Source organism: Aeromonas sp. R5-3 (assembly GCF_040908225.1).
Lineage (GTDB): Bacteria > Pseudomonadota > Gammaproteobacteria > Enterobacterales > Aeromonadaceae > Aeromonas > Aeromonas dhakensis.
The window spans coordinates 396,457-415,620 of the sequence record NZ_JBFODH010000023.1; the positions used below are offsets into that span (position 1 = coordinate 396,457).

At 63.7% G+C, this 19,164-nt stretch carries 23 protein-coding genes; 14 read left to right on the forward strand and 9 right to left on the reverse strand.

Annotated elements, in window-relative coordinates:
• The first annotated feature begins 46 nt into the window (after positions 1-46).
• The 5 genes from rlmB (at position 47) to AB5Y95_RS16510 (ending at position 3,912) form a co-directional block, all read left to right on the forward strand.
• Positions 47-796: a 23S rRNA (guanosine(2251)-2'-O)-methyltransferase RlmB gene (gene rlmB / locus AB5Y95_RS16490; protein ID WP_017780253.1), complete on the forward strand. Its 750-nt coding sequence runs from the start codon at positions 47-49 to the stop codon at positions 794-796.
• A 10-nt stretch (positions 797-806) separates the two neighbouring features.
• Entirely contained in the window at positions 807-1,373 is a 567-nt protein-coding gene (locus AB5Y95_RS16495; RefSeq protein ID WP_368161597.1) for a Crp/Fnr family transcriptional regulator, read from the forward strand.
• Between the two features lie 57 nt (positions 1,374-1,430).
• The gene (locus tag AB5Y95_RS16500) at positions 1,431-1,880 is read left to right on the forward strand and encodes a GNAT family N-acetyltransferase (protein ID WP_005308863.1); all 450 of its coding nucleotides are present in this window, start codon (positions 1,431-1,433) and stop codon (positions 1,878-1,880) included.
• 218 nt (positions 1,881-2,098) lie between these two features.
• Positions 2,099-2,959 carry a DMT family transporter gene (locus AB5Y95_RS16505; protein ID WP_010635120.1) on the forward strand — a complete coding sequence of 287 codons (861 nt, stop codon included), beginning with the start codon at positions 2,099-2,101 and terminating at the stop codon, positions 2,957-2,959.
• A 116-nt stretch (positions 2,960-3,075) separates the two neighbouring features.
• Positions 3,076-3,912, forward strand: a complete 837-nt coding sequence (locus AB5Y95_RS16510) for an EamA family transporter (RefSeq protein WP_368161598.1) — start codon at positions 3,076-3,078, stop codon at positions 3,910-3,912.
• Positions 3,913-3,970: 58 nt separating this feature from the next.
• Here AB5Y95_RS16510 and AB5Y95_RS16515 read toward each other — a convergent pair whose 3' ends face one another.
• The 4 genes from AB5Y95_RS16515 to AB5Y95_RS16530 are packed head-to-tail and all read right to left on the reverse strand — an operon-like array spanning position 3,971 to position 7,204.
• The gene (locus AB5Y95_RS16515) at positions 3,971-4,822 is read right to left on the reverse strand and encodes a glycine betaine ABC transporter substrate-binding protein (RefSeq protein WP_368161626.1); all 852 of its coding nucleotides are present in this window, start codon (positions 4,820-4,822) and stop codon (positions 3,971-3,973) included.
• 31 nt (positions 4,823-4,853) lie between these two features.
• Positions 4,854-5,303 carry a VOC family protein gene (locus AB5Y95_RS16520; protein ID WP_042008750.1) on the reverse strand — a complete coding sequence of 150 codons (450 nt, stop codon included), beginning with the start codon at positions 5,301-5,303 and terminating at the stop codon, positions 4,854-4,856.
• A gap of 43 nt (positions 5,304-5,346) precedes the next feature.
• Positions 5,347-6,522, reverse strand: a complete 1,176-nt coding sequence (locus tag AB5Y95_RS16525; protein WP_368161599.1) for an MFS transporter — start codon at positions 6,520-6,522, stop codon at positions 5,347-5,349.
• 10 nt (positions 6,523-6,532) lie between these two features.
• Complete coding sequence (locus tag AB5Y95_RS16530; protein WP_368161600.1) at positions 6,533-7,204, reverse strand: SDR family oxidoreductase; 672 nt, start codon at positions 7,202-7,204, stop codon at positions 6,533-6,535.
• A 124-nt stretch (positions 7,205-7,328) separates the two neighbouring features.
• Here AB5Y95_RS16530 and AB5Y95_RS16535 point away from each other — a divergent pair, with 124 nt between their 5' ends.
• Positions 7,329-8,219 (forward strand): LysR family transcriptional regulator, encoded by an 891-nt coding sequence (locus tag AB5Y95_RS16535; protein ID WP_019839919.1) that lies wholly within the window; start codon positions 7,329-7,331, stop codon positions 8,217-8,219.
• Here AB5Y95_RS16535 and AB5Y95_RS16540 read toward each other — a convergent pair.
• Together AB5Y95_RS16540 and AB5Y95_RS16545 are read right to left on the reverse strand one after the other, a co-directional pair.
• Positions 8,210-9,100, reverse strand: coding sequence for a hypothetical protein (locus AB5Y95_RS16540; protein WP_368161601.1), 891 nt, complete (start codon positions 9,098-9,100; stop codon positions 8,210-8,212). The two genes, AB5Y95_RS16535 and AB5Y95_RS16540, sit on opposite strands and share 10 nt — an antisense overlap.
• Before the next feature lie 67 nt (positions 9,101-9,167).
• Positions 9,168-10,391, reverse strand: coding sequence for an Nramp family divalent metal transporter (locus AB5Y95_RS16545; RefSeq protein WP_368161602.1), 1,224 nt, complete (start codon positions 10,389-10,391; stop codon positions 9,168-9,170).
• A 237-nt stretch (positions 10,392-10,628) separates the two neighbouring features.
• On the opposite strand from AB5Y95_RS16545, the gene rpsF reads away from it, so the two are divergent.
• The 4 genes from rpsF (at position 10,629) to AB5Y95_RS16565 (ending at position 12,617) form a co-directional block, all read left to right on the forward strand.
• Entirely contained in the window at positions 10,629-11,015 is a 387-nt protein-coding gene (rpsF, locus tag AB5Y95_RS16550; protein WP_005308887.1) for a 30S ribosomal protein S6, read from the forward strand.
• A 30-nt stretch (positions 11,016-11,045) separates the two neighbouring features.
• Entirely contained in the window at positions 11,046-11,276 is a 231-nt protein-coding gene (gene rpsR, locus AB5Y95_RS16555) for a 30S ribosomal protein S18 (RefSeq protein WP_005308890.1), read from the forward strand.
• Positions 11,277-11,328: 52 nt separating this feature from the next.
• Complete coding sequence (gene rplI, locus AB5Y95_RS16560) at positions 11,329-11,775, forward strand: 50S ribosomal protein L9 (RefSeq protein WP_005308892.1); 447 nt, start codon at positions 11,329-11,331, stop codon at positions 11,773-11,775.
• 101 nt (positions 11,776-11,876) lie between these two features.
• Positions 11,877-12,617, forward strand: a complete 741-nt coding sequence (locus AB5Y95_RS16565; protein ID WP_368161603.1) for a ferredoxin--NADP reductase — start codon at positions 11,877-11,879, stop codon at positions 12,615-12,617.
• Between the two features lie 53 nt (positions 12,618-12,670).
• Here the strand turns inward: AB5Y95_RS16565 and AB5Y95_RS16570 are convergent, their stop codons facing one another.
• The gene (locus tag AB5Y95_RS16570; protein WP_005308897.1) at positions 12,671-13,018 is read right to left on the reverse strand and encodes a hypothetical protein; all 348 of its coding nucleotides are present in this window, start codon (positions 13,016-13,018) and stop codon (positions 12,671-12,673) included.
• 18 nt (positions 13,019-13,036) lie between these two features.
• Complete coding sequence (locus AB5Y95_RS16575; RefSeq protein ID WP_017780241.1) at positions 13,037-13,315, reverse strand: hypothetical protein; 279 nt, start codon at positions 13,313-13,315, stop codon at positions 13,037-13,039.
• Between the two features lie 274 nt (positions 13,316-13,589).
• Here AB5Y95_RS16575 and AB5Y95_RS16580 point away from each other — a divergent pair, with 274 nt between their 5' ends.
• Complete coding sequence (locus AB5Y95_RS16580) at positions 13,590-14,594, forward strand: Preprotein translocase subunit SecY (protein WP_162518947.1); 1,005 nt, start codon at positions 13,590-13,592, stop codon at positions 14,592-14,594.
• A gap of 48 nt (positions 14,595-14,642) precedes the next feature.
• On the opposite strand, the gene AB5Y95_RS16585 is transcribed toward AB5Y95_RS16580, so the two are convergent.
• Positions 14,643-14,810: a hypothetical protein gene (locus AB5Y95_RS16585; RefSeq protein WP_005308905.1), complete on the reverse strand. Its 168-nt coding sequence runs from the start codon at positions 14,808-14,810 to the stop codon at positions 14,643-14,645.
• Positions 14,811-14,866: 56 nt separating this feature from the next.
• Between AB5Y95_RS16585 and AB5Y95_RS16590 the strand changes: the two genes are divergently transcribed.
• From AB5Y95_RS16590 to AB5Y95_RS16600, 3 genes are read left to right on the forward strand one after another with little or no spacing between them, the layout of a single operon-like run.
• Entirely contained in the window at positions 14,867-15,841 is a 975-nt protein-coding gene (locus AB5Y95_RS16590) for an NADP-dependent oxidoreductase (RefSeq protein ID WP_368161604.1), read from the forward strand.
• Positions 15,838-16,275, forward strand: coding sequence for a YqaA family protein (locus AB5Y95_RS16595; RefSeq protein WP_017785611.1), 438 nt, complete (start codon positions 15,838-15,840; stop codon positions 16,273-16,275). The genes AB5Y95_RS16590 and AB5Y95_RS16595 overlap by 4 nt, the downstream gene beginning before the upstream one ends.
• Before the next feature lie 19 nt (positions 16,276-16,294).
• Entirely contained in the window at positions 16,295-19,108 is a 2,814-nt protein-coding gene (locus AB5Y95_RS16600) for a M16 family metallopeptidase (protein ID WP_368161605.1), read from the forward strand.
• Positions 19,109-19,164 lie beyond the last annotated feature (56 nt).

Consider the following 19,164-nt stretch of genomic DNA (forward strand, 5'->3'; position numbering starts at 1 on the left):
TTCTTTGGGGCGCACTGGGTGCGACCCGACACCACGGATCTTGAACATGAGCAGTGAACTGATTTACGGCATCCACGCCGTGGCCGCCCTTCTTGAGCGCGAGCCGGAGCGTTTCATCGAAGTGTGGGCCCTCAAGGGCCGCGACGATGAGCGGCTGCAGCCCCTGCTGGCGGAGCTGGATGCGCTCGGCCTCAAGGTGCAGAGCGTGAACCGCAAGACGCTCGACGACAAGGCGGAGGGCAACAATCACCAGGGCATCATGGCCCGGCTGAAAGAGGCGCCAAAGCTGGCCGAGCACGATCTGGCCAGCCTGCTGGACAAGCTGGCCGAGCAACAGACTCAGCCCTTCCTACTGGTGCTGGACGGGGTGACCGATCCGCACAACTTGGGTGCCTGCCTGCGCAGCGCCGATGCGGCCGGGGTGCATGCGGTGATCGTGCCGCGCGACAAGGCCACCGGGCTGACCCCTATCGTGCGCAAGGTCGCCTGTGGCGCCGCCGAAGTGGTGCCGCTTATTCAGGTCACCAACCTGGCTCGCAGCCTGCGCGAGCTGCAGGAGCGTGGCGTCTGGCTGGTCGGCACCGCCGGTGAGGCGGATCACGACCTCTATCAGGCGAAACTCACCGGCCCGATGGCGCTGGTGATGGGTGCCGAAGGCAAGGGCATGCGTCGCCTCACCCGCGAGCACTGCGACGAGCTGGTGAGCATCCCAATGGCGGGGGCGGTATCCAGCCTCAACGTCTCGGTGGCGACCGGCGTCTGCCTGTTCGAAGCCGTGCGCCAGCGCCGCGCCTGAGGCGAGCTGAATGGACAGACCCCCGTTTTGCCGGGATCGGGTCACGGATGAGCAGGAGGTCACGCGCCTCCTCTCTTTTGCCCGGCCGCTGACCCTGAGCCCCCGTGCCTGCCTCTGGCATGCCGGCGATCGACCCGATCTGCTGGTGATGGTGGAGCAGGGGCTGCTGCGGGCCAAGGTGGTGCTGGCAGACGGCCGCGAGTACATCAAGGAGTTCTACTGGGAGGGGGACGAGTTCCTCGACTTCCACCACCTGCTCAGCGGCGAGCCGGCTCGCTACAGCGTGGAGGTGCTGGAGCCCTGTCGGCTCTTGCTGTTCAATCTGGCCGACCTGCGCACGCTCTCCTGCTGGCCCGCCTGGTATCAGCATCTGCTGGCGGTGCAGCTGCGCATCAAGGAGGAGAAGGAGCTGCTGCTCTTGACCGAGAGCCCGCAGGCCCGCTATCAGCACTTCTTGCGCAGTTTTCCCGCGCTGGAGGCCAGGGTGCCCGATCACCAGATCGCCGCCTATCTCGGCATCACCCCCATCAGCCTGAGCCGTATTCGCAAACGGCTGAAAGATCTTAACAAAGGTTAATGCCGGCCCGCGTGCGGCTGGCTATGCTGCCCTTCTCATCATGAGCAAGGAATCCCCATGAACTGGTCTCTCAAATCTTTCGAACAACTCGACGTCAACGAACTCTATGAACTGCTCACCCTGAGATCCCGGGTCTTCGTGGTGGAACAGACCTGCGTCTTTCTCGATCTGGACGGTGTCGACAAGCGCCCCGACGTACTGCACCTGCTCGGCTGGCAGGATGGGGCACTGGTGGCCTATGCCAGGCTGATGGCGCCCGGGGTGGCCAAGAGTGAGCAGGTGGTGATCGGCCGGGTGGTGACCGCCCCCGAGGCGAGAGGCGATGGCCTGGGCCACCGTCTGATGCAGCAGGCACTGCAGGAGTGTGCCCGGCTGTGGCCCGGGGTCAGCATCTATCTCGGGGCTCAGGCGCACCTGCAGGGCTTCTACGGCCGTCACGGCTTCACCGCCGTGGGGGAACCCTATCTGGAAGATGACATTCCCCACATCGGCATGAGCTCCTCTTAATGCCTTTTAGGCATAACAATGAAATTATTATGTCTTGAGGTAGTAAAGAAAACGGGTGCCTGGCGCCATGTTAGTGGGTACCCTCTGAGTGATTAATCGGCAACAGTTGATGGATAGGTTTTAAAAATGGTCTTTTACCCCATTAATGCAGAACAAGATTCAGCGATTGAGCCGTTGAGCCATTTTATTTGCGTTCGTCACACGAGCGGTTGTCGCTGATGGAGTTGTTGCGCAAGCGGTTCGCACTGGACCTGCAAACCTTCGCCATCATCACCCTGGTGCTGGGCAATCTGGCCCAGGCCTTCTCCGACGTGCTGGTCAAGCTGATCGGCCCCGGTTTCAGCCCCTTCCAATACATGTTCCTGCGCCAGCTGCTGACCCTGCTGGTGCTGCTGCCCTTCATGCTGCGTGTGCCGCGCTCGGCCTGGGGGCTGGGTGCCTGGAAGTGGCACCTGCTGCGCGGCCACCTCTGCCTGCTCGGCGGCGGTGGCATGATGCTGGCTCTGACCCAGCTGCCGCTGGCCACGGCCAACGCCATCTTCTATGTCTCCCCGCTGCTGACGCTGCCGCTGGCGGCCTGGCTGCTCAAGGAGAAGATCCACCCCAGAGTCTGGCTGCTGAGCGGCATGGGGCTGCTCGGGGTAGTGTTCGTGCTGCGGCCGGGGGATTTCCATCTGGCCGGGCTGGGCGCCCTGGTGACCGCCTTCACCCTGGCGCTGTTCAACATCACGGGACGCAAGTTGCCGGCCGGGATCTCGGTGGTGGCGACCCTGTTCTGGGCCAACCTGCTGGCCATGCCGCTGACCGCGGGTCTGGCGGTAGGTCAGTGGCAGCCGGTGGACTGGCGGCTGCTGGTGCTGATCGGCGGCAGCGGCGTCATGCAGTTGCTCTATCACGCCAGCTGCTTCTATTCCTATCGTCAGGTGGAGGCCAACCGCATTGCGGCGACCGAGTACTCAGGCCTGATGTTCGTGGTGCTGCTGGGGGTCTGGCTGTTTGGCGAGATCCCGGCGTGGAACCTCTGGGTCGGGGTGAGCTTCATCCTGCTGGCCATTCACTGGCAGCGCCGGTTGCGCTGAGGCCAGACCGGCAGCAGGCTGCCGGATGAGAAAAACAGGCATCTTATGAGGCCGCTCTCTGTCATGGCCGGGCAAACCGGGTATGCTGGGCGGCCTGTTGCTATCGGAACCCTGTCGTGACCCCAACCATCTTTGCCGCCATCCTGCTGGCTGCCTTGCTGCACGCGCTCTGGAATGCGCTGGCCAAGCGCCAGGCCGAGGGGCGCGTCAGCGTCCTGCTGGTCTCCCTCTGCTCCGGTCTGTTTGCCGCCCCCTTTCTCCCCTTGGTGGGCTGGCCGGTGGCGGCCGAATATCCCTGGCTGGCACTCTCCATCCTGCTGCACTGCGGCTACTGCCTGTTTCTCGGCCGGGCCTACCGGCTGGGTGAGTTCGGCCAGATCTATCCTCTGGCCCGGGGCAGTGCCCCGCTGGTGACCCTGCTGTTTGGTGCCCTGCTGCTGGGTGAAGTACCGGGAATGGTGGCGGTGACGGGAGCCGTGGTGCTGGTGAGCGGCGTGCTGCTGATGGCGTGGCGCGGTGGCCTGCGGTTGGCACCGGCCGCGCTGCAGGCGGTGCTTGTCACGGCGCTGTTTACCGCCTCGTACACCCTGTCCGATGGGGCGGGGGCCCGCTCGGCCGGCGAGCCGGTGCGTTACACCCTCTGGCTGTTCACCCTCACCGCGCTGATGATGCCGCTGCTGATGCGCTGGCAGAACCGCACCGCCTGGCGCGAGCTGGGGCCTGCGGCGTGGCGCAGCGGCGCCATCGGTGGCGCCCTGTCGCTGTTGGCCTACGGTATCGTCATCTGGGCCATGACCAAGGCACCCATCGGCCTGGTGGCGGTCCTGCGCGAGAGCAGCGTGTTGTTTGCGGTGCTGCTCTCCTGGGGCTGGCTGGGGGAGACGCTGGGGCGGGTCAGGCTGCTGGCCGCCCTGATTATCCTGGGCGGGATCCTGCTGATCCGCCTCGGCTAGGGGCCTGCCCCCTCGGTGCTGACGGCCGCCCCCGACCTGGATGCCGGCGGCGGCGACATCAGGCTGGTTGCTGCAAGGCGGCAATGGCTTCCCGGGCGACCCGGTCGAGGGGCTCGCCGAGCCGGCTGACCCGATAGTCGAGGCGCTCTATCAGCTCGTTGCCAAAGCGCAGCTTGTCCAGCGCTGTGAGGGTGGCGCCGTCCAGTTTGTCCAGGCGATCCTCCCGTATCAGCAGCACGGCCCTGTCGACCCCGCCCAGCAGCCCTCCGGGTTCTTTCAACTCACGGATGGGATGGATGGCGTGCAGGAACTGGGGGCGCCACAGGGGCACGATGGCCCAGCGTTGCTCGGCCACGGCTTGCTCAAAGGCGGCCAGACACTGCTCCTGTGTCCCGTTCAGGAAGCGGTAACCCGCCTGCTCGAGCCCGTACACCTTCATGATCTCCCGCGAGAAGCGGCTGATGCCAGCCCCCGGCCCGATCCCCTGGATCTGCGGGGTCATGCGCCGTTTCACCTCGGGGCGCAGCAGGTCGGCGACCTCGGCCACCTGATCGACGGGAACATACTCAGGGACGCCCCACAGGGCATAGGGCTGGTAGTGCAGCCCCAGCTCACGCACGGCCACCCGCTTCTCGACCTCGGCTTTGTAGATGCCGTGGCTGGCAGGCAGCCAGGCGGAGGCCAGCAGATCGATCTCGCCGCTGGCGAGCCGTTCAAAATTGGCCTCATGGGGGGCGTGGCTGCGGGTGACCCGGTAGCCCCGCTGCTCCAGAACGGCAGTCACCAGGGCCCCGGTCATGCGGTGGAATGAGAGATCCGTGATGCCGAGCCTGAGCTGGGGGCCAGCGCCCTGGCCCGAGGGGGTGCGAGGGCTTGCCAAGGCCCGCCCCGCCACTGCCAGGGTGCCCATGGCAATCGCGCTTTTGATGAAGTGTCGTCTGTTACTCATCCCTATCTCCCCCGGTCGGCGGGTTGTCGTGCTGGTCGATGTCCGTCTGGGTAAAGAGCAACTCGACCGGCACCCCGTTGTTATCCCTCAGAAAGAGCTGCAGCTCGTTGCGCTCCGGGATGACCCGGCTGACGAAGGGTACCTCCAGTCGCAGCAGGCGAGCCTGCGTCTCTACAGGATCCGAGGCGCTCAGCGAGATGTGATCGATGCAGCCGCTGCCTTGCTCCGTCTCCCGTTTCCCCAGATAGTCGGTCAGTCCCTCGCCCTGGGTGTTGGCAACGATGTGCAGCAGGGGGCGCCCTCCTGCGTAGAGCCAGCAACCCGGAAAAGGAAAGGGGGGCCGCCCCCCTTCCTGCAGGCCGATGGCATCGCGATAAAACGCTATGGTCTGCTCCAGCTGATCCGTGCGAAGCGTGACGTGGTCGATGGCATGTATGGTCATATGGCCTCCTGTCGGCTCGGAATGCGGGTGAAGGGGTCGTCGCCTAGCAGGCCAGGGCCTTTGGCCGGCCTCTTCGCTCCTGGGTCAGAATGAACAGCAGCCCCAGGGCCGGTACCAGCGCCGCGAAGAAGGGGAGGGCAGCCGGTCCCAGCTGACTGTCGACGACGGCACCACCGATCACTCCGCCCAAGGCGTTGGCGATGTTGAATGCCGAGATGTTGGCGGTGGCCGCCAGCTCCGGGGCCTGCCGGCCATATTTCATCACCCGCATCTGCATGGCGGGCAGATTGGCGAAGGTGGCCACACCAAACAGGAAGGTGGCGATCAGGAAAGGCCATGTGTAGTGCTCCACCACGCCGACCAGCAGCAGGGCCAGAATGGTCAGCAGTGGCCACACCAGCAGGGAACGCCGCAGATTGCGGTCGGCGCTGTGCCCGCCGATGTTGTTGCCCAGCACCAGGCCCAGCCCGACGACCACCAGCACGCCTGTGATGGCGGAACGTTCGAAGCCAGCCACCTCTTCTGCCAGCGGCGCTATGTAGCCATAGAGGGTCATGAAGCCGGCCCAGCCCAGTACGGTAAAGAGCAGGCTGGCCAGTAGGTTCCAACTGCGGAAGGCGGCGAGCTGCTGGCTGATGGAGGTGGCGTTCTCCCTGGGTTGGCGCTCGATGACGAGGGCGATGGCTAGCATGGAGAGCAGACCCAGCCCGGCGACCACCAGGAAGGTGGTATGCCAGTCGAAGGCGTTGCCTATCCAGGCACCCGCCGGCACGCCCAGCACGTTGGCCAGGGTCAGGCCCGCAAACATCTGGCCGACGGCGCGGCCCGCCATCTTGTCGCTCACCATGCGGGTGGCGACCACGGCACCTATGCCATAGAAGGGGCCCTGGGTCAGGCCGGCCAGGATGCGGCTCACGATCAGGGTGACGTAGTCGGTGCTGAAGGCCGCGATCAGGTTGGCGACCACAAACAGCACCATCAGTGCCAGCAGGACGCGACGTTTCTCGAAGCGGGCCAGCCAGAGGGTGAGCAGCGGGCCGCCAAAGACGATGGCCAGGGCATAGGCGGTGATGAGGTTGCCCGCCTGACCCGTGGTGACCCCCAGCGATTCAGCCACCTGAGGCAGGATGCCGGCGATCAGGAACTCCGCGGTGCCGATGGCAAAGGCACTCAGGGTCAGGATCCAGATCCGGGCCGGGAGCGTGTTGGGCTCTTTCATGCTCATCTCCTCAGTTGATCAGGGCGCCGCCATCGATATCTATGATGGCGCCGGTCATGAAGGGGTTGTCGATGGCCAGCAGATAGCCGGCGGCAAGATCTTCGGCGCGGCCGTACCGACCGGCCGGCAGGCTGGCGGCCGCCCGGCCCAGCATGGCCTCTCGCGCCTCGGGTGCCATGGCGGCGTAGGCCTCGGTATCGGTCAGCCCCGGACTGACCACGTTGACCCTGATGGGGGCCAGCTCACGGGCTAGCAGCCTGGCGGCGGCTTCGAGCGCGGCATTCATGGTGGTCTTGACCAGGGTACCGGGCACCGTTTTGCGGGCCAGGAACCCTGTGGTGAGGGTAATGGTGCCGCCGGGGGCCATATACGGGGCAAGGCTGCGAATGACCGCCAGAGTGCCCCAGAACTTGGTGTCGAAGGCCGCCTTGGCCGCCGTGAGATCCAGCTCGAGCAGCGACCCACCAGGCGCCTGGGAACCGGCGGTGATGACCAGGTGATCCAGCTGGCCCAGATCGGTCAAGAGGTTATCGATTGAGGTCTGGTCCGTGATATCCAGGCCGCTTTTGCGACTGGCGACGATGACCTGACCGGGGCGCTGGCGCAGGGCATCGGCGACGGCGCGGCCGATACCTGTGTGGCCACCGATGACAAGGGACAGGGTATGTTGATGAAATGCCATGGCAATGTTCCTCTCTGAGACTGCGGGGGATCCGCGCCTGTGTCTGCTGGAGAAGATAGATGTGACGGTGTATTTTGATAATTGCCGCAAAATCTAAAACATAATTCGGATTATCAATACAATCATGCTCGAGAACCTCAATCTGTTCCTGGTCATAGTGGAAAAAGGGGGGCTGGCCGCCGCTGGGCGTGAGCTGGGCTTCTCCCCGGCAACCGTCTCGGAGCGGCTGGCCTCCCTGGAACGCTACTACGGTACGACCCTGCTCAGCAGAACCACTCGCTCCATCAGCCTCACCGAAGAGGGGCGCCTGTTGCTGGAGGAGGGGCGCCATCTGCTGGCCCAGGCCGAGGGGCTCAAGCGCCGTCTGCGCGATGGCGGGGACGAAATGAACGGGTTGCTGCGCATCAGCGCCCCTCATGATCTGGGGATCAGCCGGCTGGTGCCGCTGCTCGATCGCTTCATGGCGCAACACCCGGGGATCACGCTGGATCTCAACCTGACCGACGGCTATCTGGATCTGGTGGGGCAGGGGATCGATCTGGCCTTGCGCTACGGAGAGCTGGCCGACAGCACACTGCGCACCCTTTCGCTGGGGGAGAACCGCCGGATCGTCTGCGCCTCACCCGCCTACCTGGCGCGCAAGGGAGTGCCCCGCCATCCGGAAGAGCTTGCCGATCATGACTGCCTGCTGATGCGTTTCGGAGAACATCCGGAGCGCTGGTGGTCTTTTCAGGTCGAGGGCGTGGTGAAGCGGGTGATGGTGCAGGGGCGGCGCATCAGTAACAACGGTTATCTGGTGCGCCAGTGGTGCCTGCAGGGGGAGGGGATCTGCCTCAAGTCCCGCTGGGATGTGGGGGAGGATCTGACCCGTGGTCGCCTGGTGGAGATCCTGCCCGAGTTCGCCGCCCCGGCGTCACGGCTGCAGATCGTCTACCCCTCCGGGCGGCATCAGCCGCGCCGGGTACGCGCCCTGATCGACGCGCTGGTCGCCGAGTTCGGACGCCCTCAGGGGTAGACCCGGGTCATCATGACAAACCCCTCTGCCTCGGCGGTGAGGACTGTCTCGATCCGTCCCAGCTCGGCCAGCGTGGCCACATGGGTGCCGCCGCAGGGGATGGTGACCTCCTGCCCTTCCAGCGGGCAGTGCCAGTAACGGGAGTCGATGATCGATTCGCCGGCCCGGCTGCGGCGGATCTCGCCTCCGGTTGCCAGCCAGTCGGCCAGCTGGCGATTGATGTGCGCTTCAATCTGAGCCAGATCCGCCAGCAGGGCCTCACTGTTGACCCCCTTCTTGCGCAGGCTCTTGCCGATCCGGTACTGCTCGCGCGAGCCATTGGGCTCGACCCGCGAGGTCTGGATGGCGAGGCGGTCGAAATCGGGCTGATCCAGCGCATCCCGCTCGCTCACCTCCTTGCGCCAGTAAGGCATCAGCACCCGGTTGAGCGCGAGGGCTGCCAGATGACAGCCGCTGTGGCCCAGGCTCAGGGCGTGACGGGCCTCGGCATCCACTTGCAGCGTCACCTGACTGCCCACCGGCAGCGCACAGTGGCCAGCCAGCGGGTGCACCACCACGAAACGCCACCCTTCCGCGCCCCGCTTGACCGGGATCGCCTGGTCGACGAACAGCTCCCCATCCGGACTGATGGCCCCCATGCGGCAGGGGCCGACGGCCGCTTCGCCACCCTCCCAGCGCACTGTGCCCACGTCACCCGGCTGATCGGGCCAGAGGTGGCTCTGGGGATGAAAGGGGGTGAGGTCGGTGACCAGCAGGCTGGTATCGCCGCTCTGGCAGCAGATGACGTTGGCCTGCTCCTGGTGGTGGCCCAGCACGAAGCTGGCTCGGGTATGTGACATGGATGGCTCCCGCAGATCGAAGAGGAAGAGAGCCGCCAGCATACGTCAAAGCGCAGACCGGCTCATTAACCTCGGTTAATGAGCCGGTCCGGAGGCAGGATGATGAGTGCTAGATCATGGCGACCAGCAGGTAGGCGTTGAGCCCGATCACCAGGGCGACGATGAGGCGGCCGAGCGCCTGAGTCACCGGGTGGTTGCGATATTGCCCCATCAGGGCGCGATCGCCGGTCAGCATCAGCAGCGGGATCAGGGCCAGCGCGATACCGAAGCTCAGCACCACCTGGCTCAGCACCAGAATTTCGGTGGTGTTGAGACCCATGGCGATCACCACGAAGGCGGGGGCCATGGTGATGGCGCGGCGCAGCCAGAGCGGGATGGTGAAGCGCACGAAGCCCTGCATCACCACTTGCCCGGCCAGCGTGCCCACCACGGTAGAGCTGATGCCGGAGGCGATCAGCGAGAGGCCGAACAGGGTGGCGGCCGCCTGGCCCAGCAGCGGAGTCAGGGTCTGGTAGGCAGACTCCAGTTCGGCCACCTGCTGGTTGCCGGAGCTGTGGAAGGCGGCCGCGGCCATGGCCATCATGGCCAGGTTGACGAAGCCGGCGATGGTCATGGCGATGGCCACGTCAACCCGGGTGGTGTGCAGCCGCTGGGGAACCGAGCCCTGATCCTGGGTGTGCTGGGTCAGCGCCGAGTGTAGATAGATGACGTGAGGCATCACGGTGGCGCCGAGCACCCCGGCCGCCAGATAGACGGCGTCGCTGTTGGGCAGGCCGGGGAAGAGGGCCCCTTCCAGCAGGCTGGGCAGATGGGGGCGGGAGAACACCAGCTCGACGATGTAGGCCGCCGCCACGAACAGCAGCAGGCCGCCCACCACGAACTCCAGCGGTTTCTGGCCGCGGGACTGCAGCATCAGGATCCCCCAGGTGACCACGGCGGTGATGCCGGCCCCTTCCAGCAGGGTGACGCCGAGCAGCAGCTTGAAGCCGACCGCGGCCCCGATGAATTCGGCCAGATCGGTGGCCATGGCGATGATCTCCGCCTGCACCCAGTAGGCCCAGACCGCCGGCTTGGGCAGTCGGTCTCGAATATGTTCCGCCAGGTTCTTGCCGGTGACGATGCCGAGCTTGGCCGAGAGAGTCTGCACCAGCATGGCCATCAGGTTGGCCCACACCACGACCCACAGCAGCTGGTAGCCAAAGGTGGAGCCGGCCTGAATGTTGGTGGCGAAGTTGCCCGGATCTATGTAGCCGATGGCGGCGATAAAGGCCGGCCCGAGCAGGGTCAGTTTGAATTTGCGGGCCGGGATGGCCGTGGTCAGCGCGGGTTGCATGGTATCAGCCTCCATAAGTGCATGGAGATAGAATAGATCTAAATGATAATTATTATCAATTGAAGTTTTGTATTGTTCCCATAGATAAAAACATCGGCGGTGGCTGGTTGCAGTGAGGGATGGGATTTCGTACAATACGCCGCCCTAGAAAAGCAGCGTCTAAACACCATTATGTTCCTTGCCTCCGAGGTCTGGCTGCACCTGGGCGGAGGCTGAATTAATCCGTAAGGAGCTAAAATGCGTCATTACGAAATCGTCTTCATGGTTCATCCGGACCAGAGCGAGCAAGTACCTGGCATGATCGAGCGTTACACCGGCGCCATCACCACCTCCGGTGGTACCATTCATCGCCTGGAAGATTGGGGCCGTCGTCAGCTGGCTTACCCGATCGACAAACTGCACAAAGCCCACTACGTTCTGATGAACGTAGAAGCAGAGCAAGCCGTTATCGATGAGCTGGAAACCAACTTCCGCTTCAACGATGCCGTTATCCGCAACATGATCATGCGCACCAAGCACGCCGTGACTGAAGTTTCTCCGATGGCCAAGGCCAAGGAAGAGCGCTTCACCCGTCGTGACGACGAGCGCCGCGAAGAAGCTACTGAAGCTGCTTCCGAAGAGTAATTCTGGATCACTGACTAGAGGATAAAGGCCATGGCACGTTATTTCCGTCGTCGTAAGTTCTGCCGCTTCACCGCCGAGAACGTTACCGAGATCGACTACAAAGATATCGTTACTCTGAAAAACTACATCACTGAATCTGGCAAGATCGTACCGAGCCGTATCACCGGTACCCGCGCCAAGTATCAGCGTCAGCTGGCACGCGCCATCAAGCGTGCTCGTTACCTGGCTCTGCTGCCGTACACCGATCTGCACAACAAGTAAGAATCGGTCCGGCACTTAAGCCTAACTCAACGAAATTTATAGAGGAAAGGTAATGCAAGTTATCCTGCTCGACAAAATCGCCAAACTGGGCGGTCTGGGTGACCAAGTTTCCGTGAAAGCTGGTTACGCCCGTAACTTCCTGATCCCGCAAGGCAAAGCTGTTATGGCCACCAAGGCCAACATCGAAGCTTTCGGTGCTCGTCGCGCTGAGCTGGAAGCCAAACTGGCTGCCAACAAAGCTGCTGCTGAAGAGCGTGCTGCCAAGCTGGCCGAACTGGCTACCGTGGTTATCGCTTCCAAGTCTGGCGACGAAGGCAAGCTGTTCGGTTCCATCGGTACCCGTGACGTGGCTGAAGCCATCACTGCTGCCGGCGTAGCCGTTGCCAAGAGCGAAGTCCGCATGGGCAACGTTCTGCGTAACACCGGTGACTACGAAGTTGCTGTTCAGCTGCACGCTGACGTTAAAGCAACCGTACAGATCCAGGTTGTTGCCCTGTAATAGCGATTCGCTTTTGCAGAAAAAACCCGCGCACTTGCGCGGGTTTTTTATTTTCAGGCCCGGGGGTAGAGTAAAGACCTGTTCCTCTGGAGGAGATCCCTATGGCCTGGGTCGAAGGTCGCGTCCTTGAACGCATCGAGTGGACACCCACCCTGTTCTCCCTGCGCGTGGCGGCCGAGCTGGCCCCCTACAAGGCGGGGCAATTCACCAAACTGGCCCTCGAGCAGGGCGAACGCCGCGTCCAGCGGGCCTACTCCTTCGTCAATCCGCCTTCGACTCCCTACCACGAGTTCTATTTCGTCGAGATCCCCGATGGGGAGCTGACTCCGACCCTGGGTTCCCTGCGGACGGGCGACAGCCTGCTGGTGCAATCCCTGGCGACCGGTTTTCTCACCCTGGACGAGGTGCCGGCCGGGCGCGATCTCTGGCTGCTCTCCACCGGGACCGCCATCGGCCCCTTCCTCTCCATGCTGGCCGACGGGGAAGCCTTTGCCCGTTTCGAGAATCTGGTGCTGGTGCACGGGGTGCGCAAGGGGGAGGAGCTGAGCTATCGGGATCTGATAGCGAGCTTTGCCGAGCGTCATGGCGAGCGTTTTCGCTACGTCCCCTTCGTCAGCCGTGAAAGCTGGCCCGGAGCGATGGAGGGGCGGATCCCGGCGGCCATCGCCGATGGTCGCCTGCAGGCGCGAGTGGGGCTGGAATTTGCTCCCGAGCTGAGCCAGGTGCTGATCTGCGGCAACCCGGCCATGGTGAAGGAGACCCAGCAGACCCTGTTGTCATTGGGGTTGGCCAAGAACCTGCGGCGGGCGCCCGGCAACATCAGTGCGGAGAATTACTGGTAGGAAAAGCGAACAAGGGGCCATGGGCCCCCTGTTCATGCACGCCGGCAGTCAGATCAGTGCTTCTTGTTGCCGTGGCCCTTGTCCTTATCTTTGAACTTGTCATGTCCCTGCCCCGGGTTGTTGCCGCTATGGATGCTGCGGTTGTAGTGATCCCGGTACTTGCCGTCGATCTTGTCGCAGTTGAGCTTGATGCGGCTGTCACCGATGCCGAGATCCAGGCAGTTGTGCTGCCACCAGTCGTACTCCTTGTCATCCCAGTCGACGTTCAGCTTGATGTTGTCGGTGGAGAGCCGGATGCCATCGCCATCCTTGGAGTGGGGTGGGGCGGCAAAGGCAACCCCGTTGGCCAACAGCAGGGAGAGCAGCAGGGCGCCTTTGTTGAACATGGTTGAATGAGTCATGACGAAAGTTCTCCTTGGTTACTGGCCGGTGCCCTGGGTGGCGGGCATCTGGTTGCTGCCGGGGGGATCATTGCGGTGCTCTTCATCGTCGAAGCTGACCCTGCTTTCCCGGCATGGCGTCTGGGTGCCATCGTTCACTCCCGGCTCGAAGCAGTTGGTCGATGACCAGCCAAATTGCTTGTCATCCCAGTCCAGGTTGAAGGTTAGTGCATCGACGGAAAATGCCGTACCACCTTCCTCCTCATACTGCGGTGCTGCCAGCGCGGCGCCGGCAACCAGAAGCAGGGGCAGTAACAAGCTAGTCGTTCGGTTCATTGTGGCCTCGGTGGTTGGTTGTTGCGGGTCAGTGTATGCCAGTCTTGCTGAATCCGGGCAGAATCAGGCTCAATCTCCCATGCTACGAGAGTCGGCAGTGAGTGTATCGACTTTTTGCGGTCGATTTGTCCGTTTTGGTCGCACTCTGGGCAACTGACCAAGGATCTGGTGCAATTATGGTGATTGTCCTTCTCTCGAGGAGTCTGCTGACTATAATCGGCAGCCAACTTTTCCTGCATATCGCGCCCGCTTTCTCATGACCACACAGGCTTCTGCCGTGCTGCGCTACCCCAAGGGGTGGTTCGCACTGACCACGGTGTACAGTTTTACCGGCTTGGCCATTCTGGCCTCCATTGTCTTCTCCCTGCTGCTGTTTCTCTCCATCGACGAGAATCCCCTGATGAAGTGGCTGTTCGGTGGCCTGGCCATCATCTTCGAACTGGGCAAGTTCTACGTCTGGTATGAATACGGGGAGTGCAAGGCGCGTCGCGATCTGAGCGGGGCCTTCTGGTCGCTGCTGTTCTACAGCGTGCTGGCCGCCATCTCCATCGGCGGCAGCATAGGCGGCATCAACAGCGCCACCAACACCATCCTCAACCAGCAGGCGCGCCATGAGCGGGAGATCGCCCGCTTCGACGAGCAGATCGCCAGCATCGAGCGGCAGATCCAGCTCAACGAGGAGGCGGCCCGCAAGTATATCGAGATGGCGCGCATCTCCAGCGGCGTCAGCGGCCTGCAACAGGCCAACACCAAGCTCAGGCTGCGCCAGGACGAGCTGCGCCAGGAGCGCGACGCCAAGCCCGTCAACGAACAATCCTCCATGCTGGGGCTGATGAGCAGCCTGGCGGACGGGGTGGGCATGAGCATCAGCCAGGTGCAGTTTCTGCTGGTCTGCTTCCTCTCGGTGCTGCTCGACGTGTTCGGCGCCTTCTTCGTCAGTCTGATCGGCGAGGAGAACCGCTTTCGCCGCAGCTGGCTGTGGCAGCGGGATCGCGAGAGGGAACAGATCGTGCTGCAGCAGGCGGAGGCCGCTGCCATGGCACAGCAGTTGCCCGGCCGGCCGGAGCCCGAGCCAGAGGTGGTGGAGCAGGTGCGCAGCGCGCTGGAGAGTGGCGAGCTCAAGTGCAGCAAGCGCAGCGTCGCACAGGCGCTGTCGCTGTCGCTGGAGGAGGTGGACCGGGTGTTCCAGCATCTGCTGGCCCAGGGCGTGCTGGGGCAGGGCAGCAACCGCCACTACCATCTCAGTTCGCAAGGAAGTTGATCATCAGGCCACCTCGGGGTGGCCTTTTTATTGCGCGCGGGCGCTGTGCTAGTGGGTCAGCACCATCATCAGGCTGAGGAAGGCGGCCAGTCCGCCACCGATGCCGATGATCCAGTAAAACCCCTTGGCCCCCTGCTTGAGCGGGATGCGGAAGTAGAGCAGAAACGCCCACCACCCCAGGGCCAGCAATAGAGGAATAAGAAACATTCGAGCCATGGTGTCCTCGCTGTTATTCTGTTGACCCTTGATCAATCAACAGGATGGATTGTGCAATGACGCAGCTACAGATTACCGCATTCGGCGCCCCCTCGGTACTCAGGCTCAACCCTTCCCAGGACAAGGTGCCTGCCGAGGGCGAAGTGCGGGTGCGCATCTGCTTTGCGGGGGTCAACCCCATCGATGCCAAGACCCGGGCCGGCCTCGGCTGGGCGGCGGCGCAAAACAAGGAGAAGCTGCCCTGGACGCCGGGCTATGACGTGGCCGGCGTGGTGGAGAAGGTCGGCCCTGGTGTCAGTTCGCTGGCCGAGGGGGACAGGGTGTGCGGCATGGTCGGCTTTCCCCTCACCGCCGGCGGCTACGGCGAGTCCGTAGTGGCCCGCGAGGAGGAGCTGGTCAAGCTGGAGGAGCTTGCTCTGAGGCAGGGGGCGGCGCTGCCGCTGGCCGGTCTCACCGCCTGGCAGGGGCTGTTCGAACACGGCGCCCTCAAGGCGGGACAACGGGTGTTGATCCTGGCCGGCGCCGGCGGCGTCGGCCATCTGGCGGTGCAGTTTGCCAGCGCCTATGGCGCCGAGGTGGTGGCGACGGCGAGCGGTGACAACCACAGCTTCCTGCACGCGCTGGGGGCCAGCAAGATGGTGGATTACCACCATGCAGACTGGGCCGCCCAGGTGGTGGCCGACGGTTTGGTCGATCTGGTGCTGGATCTGGTGGGTGGCGAGAGCGGCAAGGCGGCGCTGGCCTGCGTCAAGCCGGGTGGCCGGCTGGTGACGGTACCCACCATCACCGCGCAGCAGATCAAGGATGCCGCGGCCGGCAGCGCCATCGAAGTGCTCGGCATGCTGGTACATCCTGACCGCCAGCAGTTGAGCCAGATGCTGATCCTGCTGCGTCAGGGGGAGGTACAGATCACCGTCTCCGGCGAATTCCCGTTGGCGGAAGGGGCCCTGGCCCATCAGGCCATCGAGCAGGGCCACGTGCGCGGCAAGCTGCTGCTGCGGATGCCCGCCGCGGATGAGCTGGCCGGATGAATGGCATCACCGAGCTGGGGCTTGGCTGGCTGTTTCTGAGCGCTTTCACCTCCGCCACCCTGCTGCCCGGCAGTTCGGAAGTGCTGCTGGGGGCCATGGCGACCAAGGGGGAGTGGAGCATGGCCAGCCTGCTGCTGTGGGCGACGCTGGGCAACACCCTCGGCTCCATGACCACCTGGTGGCTCGGCTGGCTCGCCACCTTCAAGAAAAAACCGGAAGATTTTCAAGGCCGTGGGGAACAAAAGGCCCTCGGCTGGCTCAAACAACATGGCCACTGGTGTCTGCTGCTGGCCTGGACACCTGTGGTCGGCGATGGTCTCTGTCTGCTGGCCGGCTGGCTGCGCCTCTCCTTCTGGCGCTCTCTCATTCTCATCGGGCTCGGCAAATTGTTGCGTTATGCCCTGGTCTTTCTGCTGGCCAGGCAGATCTTCTAGCTTCACTCACGAGGTAACCGTGAACAAACTCATTCCATTAAGCATGCTTCTGGGCCTCTCTCTGCCCGTGCTGGCGGCACCCACCCTGGTGTCGGAACAGGTCAAGGAAGAGGGCAAGCTCGGCATTCCCTATCAGATGTACAAGCTGGACAACGGCCTGACCGTCATTCTGGCGCCCGACCGATCCGATCCCCTGGTGCACCTGGACGTCACCTATCACGTGGGCTCGGCCCGCGAGCAGGTGGGCAAGTCCGGATTCGCCCACTTCTTCGAGCACATGATGTTCCAGGGCTCCAAGCACGTGGGGGATCAGGAGCACATGCGGATCATCAACGAGGCCGGTGGCGACATGAACGGCACCACCAACAAGGACCGCACCAACTACTACGAGACCGTGCCGGCCAACCAGCTGGAGAAGGTACTGTGGCTGGAGGCCGACCGCATGGGCTTCTTGCTCGACGCGGTGAGCCAGAAGAAGTTCGAGATCCAGCGCGCCACCGTCAAGAACGAGCGGGCCCAGCGCATCGACAACCAGCCTTACGGCCTGGTGAGCGAGAAGGTGGGCGAGGCGCTCTACCCGCGCACCCATCCCTACTCCTGGCAGCCCATCGGCTATGTGGAGGATCTCGACCGGGTCGACGTCAACGATCTCAAGCAGTTCTTCCTGCGCTGGTACGGCCCCAACAACGCCACCCTCACCCTGGGCGGCGACTTCGACACCAAGCAGGCGCTGGCCTGGATTGAGAAGTACTTCGGCCCGATCCCGCGTGGACCCGAGGTGGCCGAGCCGACCCCCGAGCCGGTGACCCTGCCCGAGACCCGTTACGTGACGCTCGAGGACAAGGTGCACCTGCCGCTGCTCTACATCAGCTACCCGACCGTGTCGCTTGGCGATCCGCAGGAGCCGGCGCTCGACATGTTTGCCGATGTGCTGGGCGGCTCCGCCAGCTCCATGCTCTACCAGTCGCTGGTCAAGAGCGGCAAGGCGATCGATGTGGGGGCTTCCCACTACTGCGAGGAGCTGGCCTGCACCCTCACCGTCTACGCCTATCCCAACCCGGCGGTGGATGGCAGCCTGAAGACCCTCAAGAGCGAGGTGGACAAGGTGATCGGCGAGTTCGCCGGTCGCGGCCTCAAGCCGGAGGATCTGGAGAAGGCGATCAACAGCTATCGTGCCTCGGCCATCTGGGGTCTGGACAGCGTCTCCGGCAAGGTGAGCCAGCTCGCCATGGGCCAGGTGTTCGCCCAGGATCCCAACTATGTGTTCAAGAGCCTGGACGCCATCGGCAAGGTGACGCCGGAGCAGGTCAAGGCCGCCTACGACAAGTTCATCCTGAACAAGCCGGCGGTGGTGCTGAGCGTGGTGCCCAAGGGCAAGAGCGACTGGCAGGCCGCCAAGCCCAACTTTACCCCGGCCAAGCGCGAGCTGCCGGATTACGCCAAGCATGACAAGGTGCTGGCCGAGCGGCCGGTGAAAGACGACTTCGATCGCAGCGTGCAGCCCAAGGCGGCCGATGCGGTGAGCGTCAAGGTGCCCGCCATCTGGCACGGCAAGCTCGACAAGGGGATCGAGATCATCGGCACCCAGAGCGACGAGATCCCTGCGGTTTCCATCATGGTCGCCCTGCCGGGCGGCATGCGGGCCGAAGGCAAGGGCGAGCTGGGGCTGGCCAGCCTCACCGCCAGCATGATGGGGCAGGGCTCGGTGCGTCTGACCGAGGCCCAGCTCAGCGACGAGCTGCAAAAGCTCGGCTCCAGCGTCAGCGTCTCCAGCGCCCAGTACAACAACCTGGTCACCATCAGCAGCCTGGCCGACAAGCTGCCACAGACCCTGGCGCTGGTGCGCGAGGTGTATGAGCGGCCCGGCATGCGCGAGGCCGACTTCGAGCGGGTCAAGGCGCAGATGCTGCAGGGGATGAAACAGAGCGAGCAGCAGCCCGAGTGGCTGGCCGGTCAGGCCTTCCGCGAGCTGATCTACGGCAAGCAGAACCGTCTCGGTCAGCCGGGTGACGGCGTGCTGGCCGATGTGGAGAAGCTGACCCTGGCGGACGTGAAGCGCTTCTACCAGAACTACTACAACCCGACCAACGCCAAGGTGGTAGTGGTGGGTGACGTGACCCAGTCCCAGGTGGAGGATCAACTCGGCTTCCTGACCCAGTGGAAGGGGGCTGCGCCCTCCCTTGGCAGCCTCAAGCCCGAAGGCGAGCAGGCCAAGCCGGGTATCTATCTGGTGGACAAGCCGGGGGCGCCCCAGTCGGTGATCCGCATCGGCCGCCGCGCCATGCCGTTCGATACCACGGGTGACTACTTCACCGCCGGGCTGATGAACTTCAACCTGGGCGGCAACTTCAACAGCCGCATCAACCTCAACCTGCGGGAAGACAAGGGCTATACCTATGGGGCCAGCTCGGGCTTCTCCGCCAACCGGGAGGTGGGTACCTTCGCCACCGGTGCCAACGTGCGGGCCGATGCGACCGTGGATGCCATCCGCCAGTTCCTCAAGGAGATGGACAACTACCGCAAGAGCGGCCCGACCCCGGTCGAGCTCGCCTATATGCGCAGCGCCGTCTCCCAGCAGGATGCGCTCTCTTACGAGACGCTTGGCCAGAAAGCGGGCTTCCTGCTGCAGATGATCATGTATGACCTGAAGCCGGACTATGTGCAGGCCCAGAACAGCCTGATCAAGACGGTGTCGGCCGAGACGCTCAAGGCCAGTGCGGCACGCTGGCTTGACCCGGCCGAGATGGTGATTGTGGTGGTGGGGGACAAGCAAAAGCTTGAAAAACCCCTGCAGGAGCTTCATCTTCCCATCTATCCGCTGCAGCTGCCCTGAGGGCGCTACATAAAAATAGTGCCGCCCCCCTGTGGGGCGGCCACACATGAGCCGTG

What these genes read in the sequence shown, in the direction of transcription:
- rpsR (WP_005308890.1), top strand. Translation starts at nt 11,046, where the DNA reads ATGGCACGTTATTTCCGTCGTCGTAAGTTCTGCCGCTTCACCGCCGAG.
- AB5Y95_RS16590 (WP_368161604.1), top strand. Translation starts at nt 14,867, where the DNA reads ATGACGCAGCTACAGATTACCGCATTCGGCGCCCCCTCGGTACTCAGG.
- AB5Y95_RS16535 (WP_019839919.1), top strand. Translation starts at nt 7,329, where the DNA reads ATGCTCGAGAACCTCAATCTGTTCCTGGTCATAGTGGAAAAAGGGGGG.
- AB5Y95_RS16500 (WP_005308863.1), top strand. Translation starts at nt 1,431, where the DNA reads ATGAACTGGTCTCTCAAATCTTTCGAACAACTCGACGTCAACGAACTC.
- rlmB (WP_017780253.1), top strand. Translation starts at nt 47, where the DNA reads ATGAGCAGTGAACTGATTTACGGCATCCACGCCGTGGCCGCCCTTCTT.
- AB5Y95_RS16495 (WP_368161597.1), top strand. Translation starts at nt 807, where the DNA reads ATGGACAGACCCCCGTTTTGCCGGGATCGGGTCACGGATGAGCAGGAG.
- AB5Y95_RS16570 (WP_005308897.1), bottom strand. Translation starts at nt 13,018, where the DNA reads ATGACTCATTCAACCATGTTCAACAAAGGCGCCCTGCTGCTCTCCCTG.
- AB5Y95_RS16545 (WP_368161602.1), bottom strand. Translation starts at nt 10,391, where the DNA reads ATGCAACCCGCGCTGACCACGGCCATCCCGGCCCGCAAATTCAAACTG.
- rplI (WP_005308892.1), top strand. Translation starts at nt 11,329, where the DNA reads ATGCAAGTTATCCTGCTCGACAAAATCGCCAAACTGGGCGGTCTGGGT.
- AB5Y95_RS16520 (WP_042008750.1), bottom strand. Translation starts at nt 5,303, where the DNA reads ATGACCATACATGCCATCGACCACGTCACGCTTCGCACGGATCAGCTG.
- AB5Y95_RS16530 (WP_368161600.1), bottom strand. Translation starts at nt 7,204, where the DNA reads ATGGCATTTCATCAACATACCCTGTCCCTTGTCATCGGTGGCCACACA.
- AB5Y95_RS16595 (WP_017785611.1), top strand. Translation starts at nt 15,838, where the DNA reads ATGAATGGCATCACCGAGCTGGGGCTTGGCTGGCTGTTTCTGAGCGCT.
- AB5Y95_RS16580 (WP_162518947.1), top strand. Translation starts at nt 13,590, where the DNA reads ATGACCACACAGGCTTCTGCCGTGCTGCGCTACCCCAAGGGGTGGTTC.
- AB5Y95_RS16525 (WP_368161599.1), bottom strand. Translation starts at nt 6,522, where the DNA reads ATGAAAGAGCCCAACACGCTCCCGGCCCGGATCTGGATCCTGACCCTG.
- AB5Y95_RS16585 (WP_005308905.1), bottom strand. Translation starts at nt 14,810, where the DNA reads ATGGCTCGAATGTTTCTTATTCCTCTATTGCTGGCCCTGGGGTGGTGG.
- rpsF (WP_005308887.1), top strand. Translation starts at nt 10,629, where the DNA reads ATGCGTCATTACGAAATCGTCTTCATGGTTCATCCGGACCAGAGCGAG.
- AB5Y95_RS16565 (WP_368161603.1), top strand. Translation starts at nt 11,877, where the DNA reads ATGGCCTGGGTCGAAGGTCGCGTCCTTGAACGCATCGAGTGGACACCC.
- AB5Y95_RS16540 (WP_368161601.1), bottom strand. Translation starts at nt 9,100, where the DNA reads ATGCTGGCGGCTCTCTTCCTCTTCGATCTGCGGGAGCCATCCATGTCA.
- AB5Y95_RS16505 (WP_010635120.1), top strand. Translation starts at nt 2,099, where the DNA reads ATGGAGTTGTTGCGCAAGCGGTTCGCACTGGACCTGCAAACCTTCGCC.
- AB5Y95_RS16515 (WP_368161626.1), bottom strand. Translation starts at nt 4,822, where the DNA reads ATGGGCACCCTGGCAGTGGCGGGGCGGGCCTTGGCAAGCCCTCGCACC.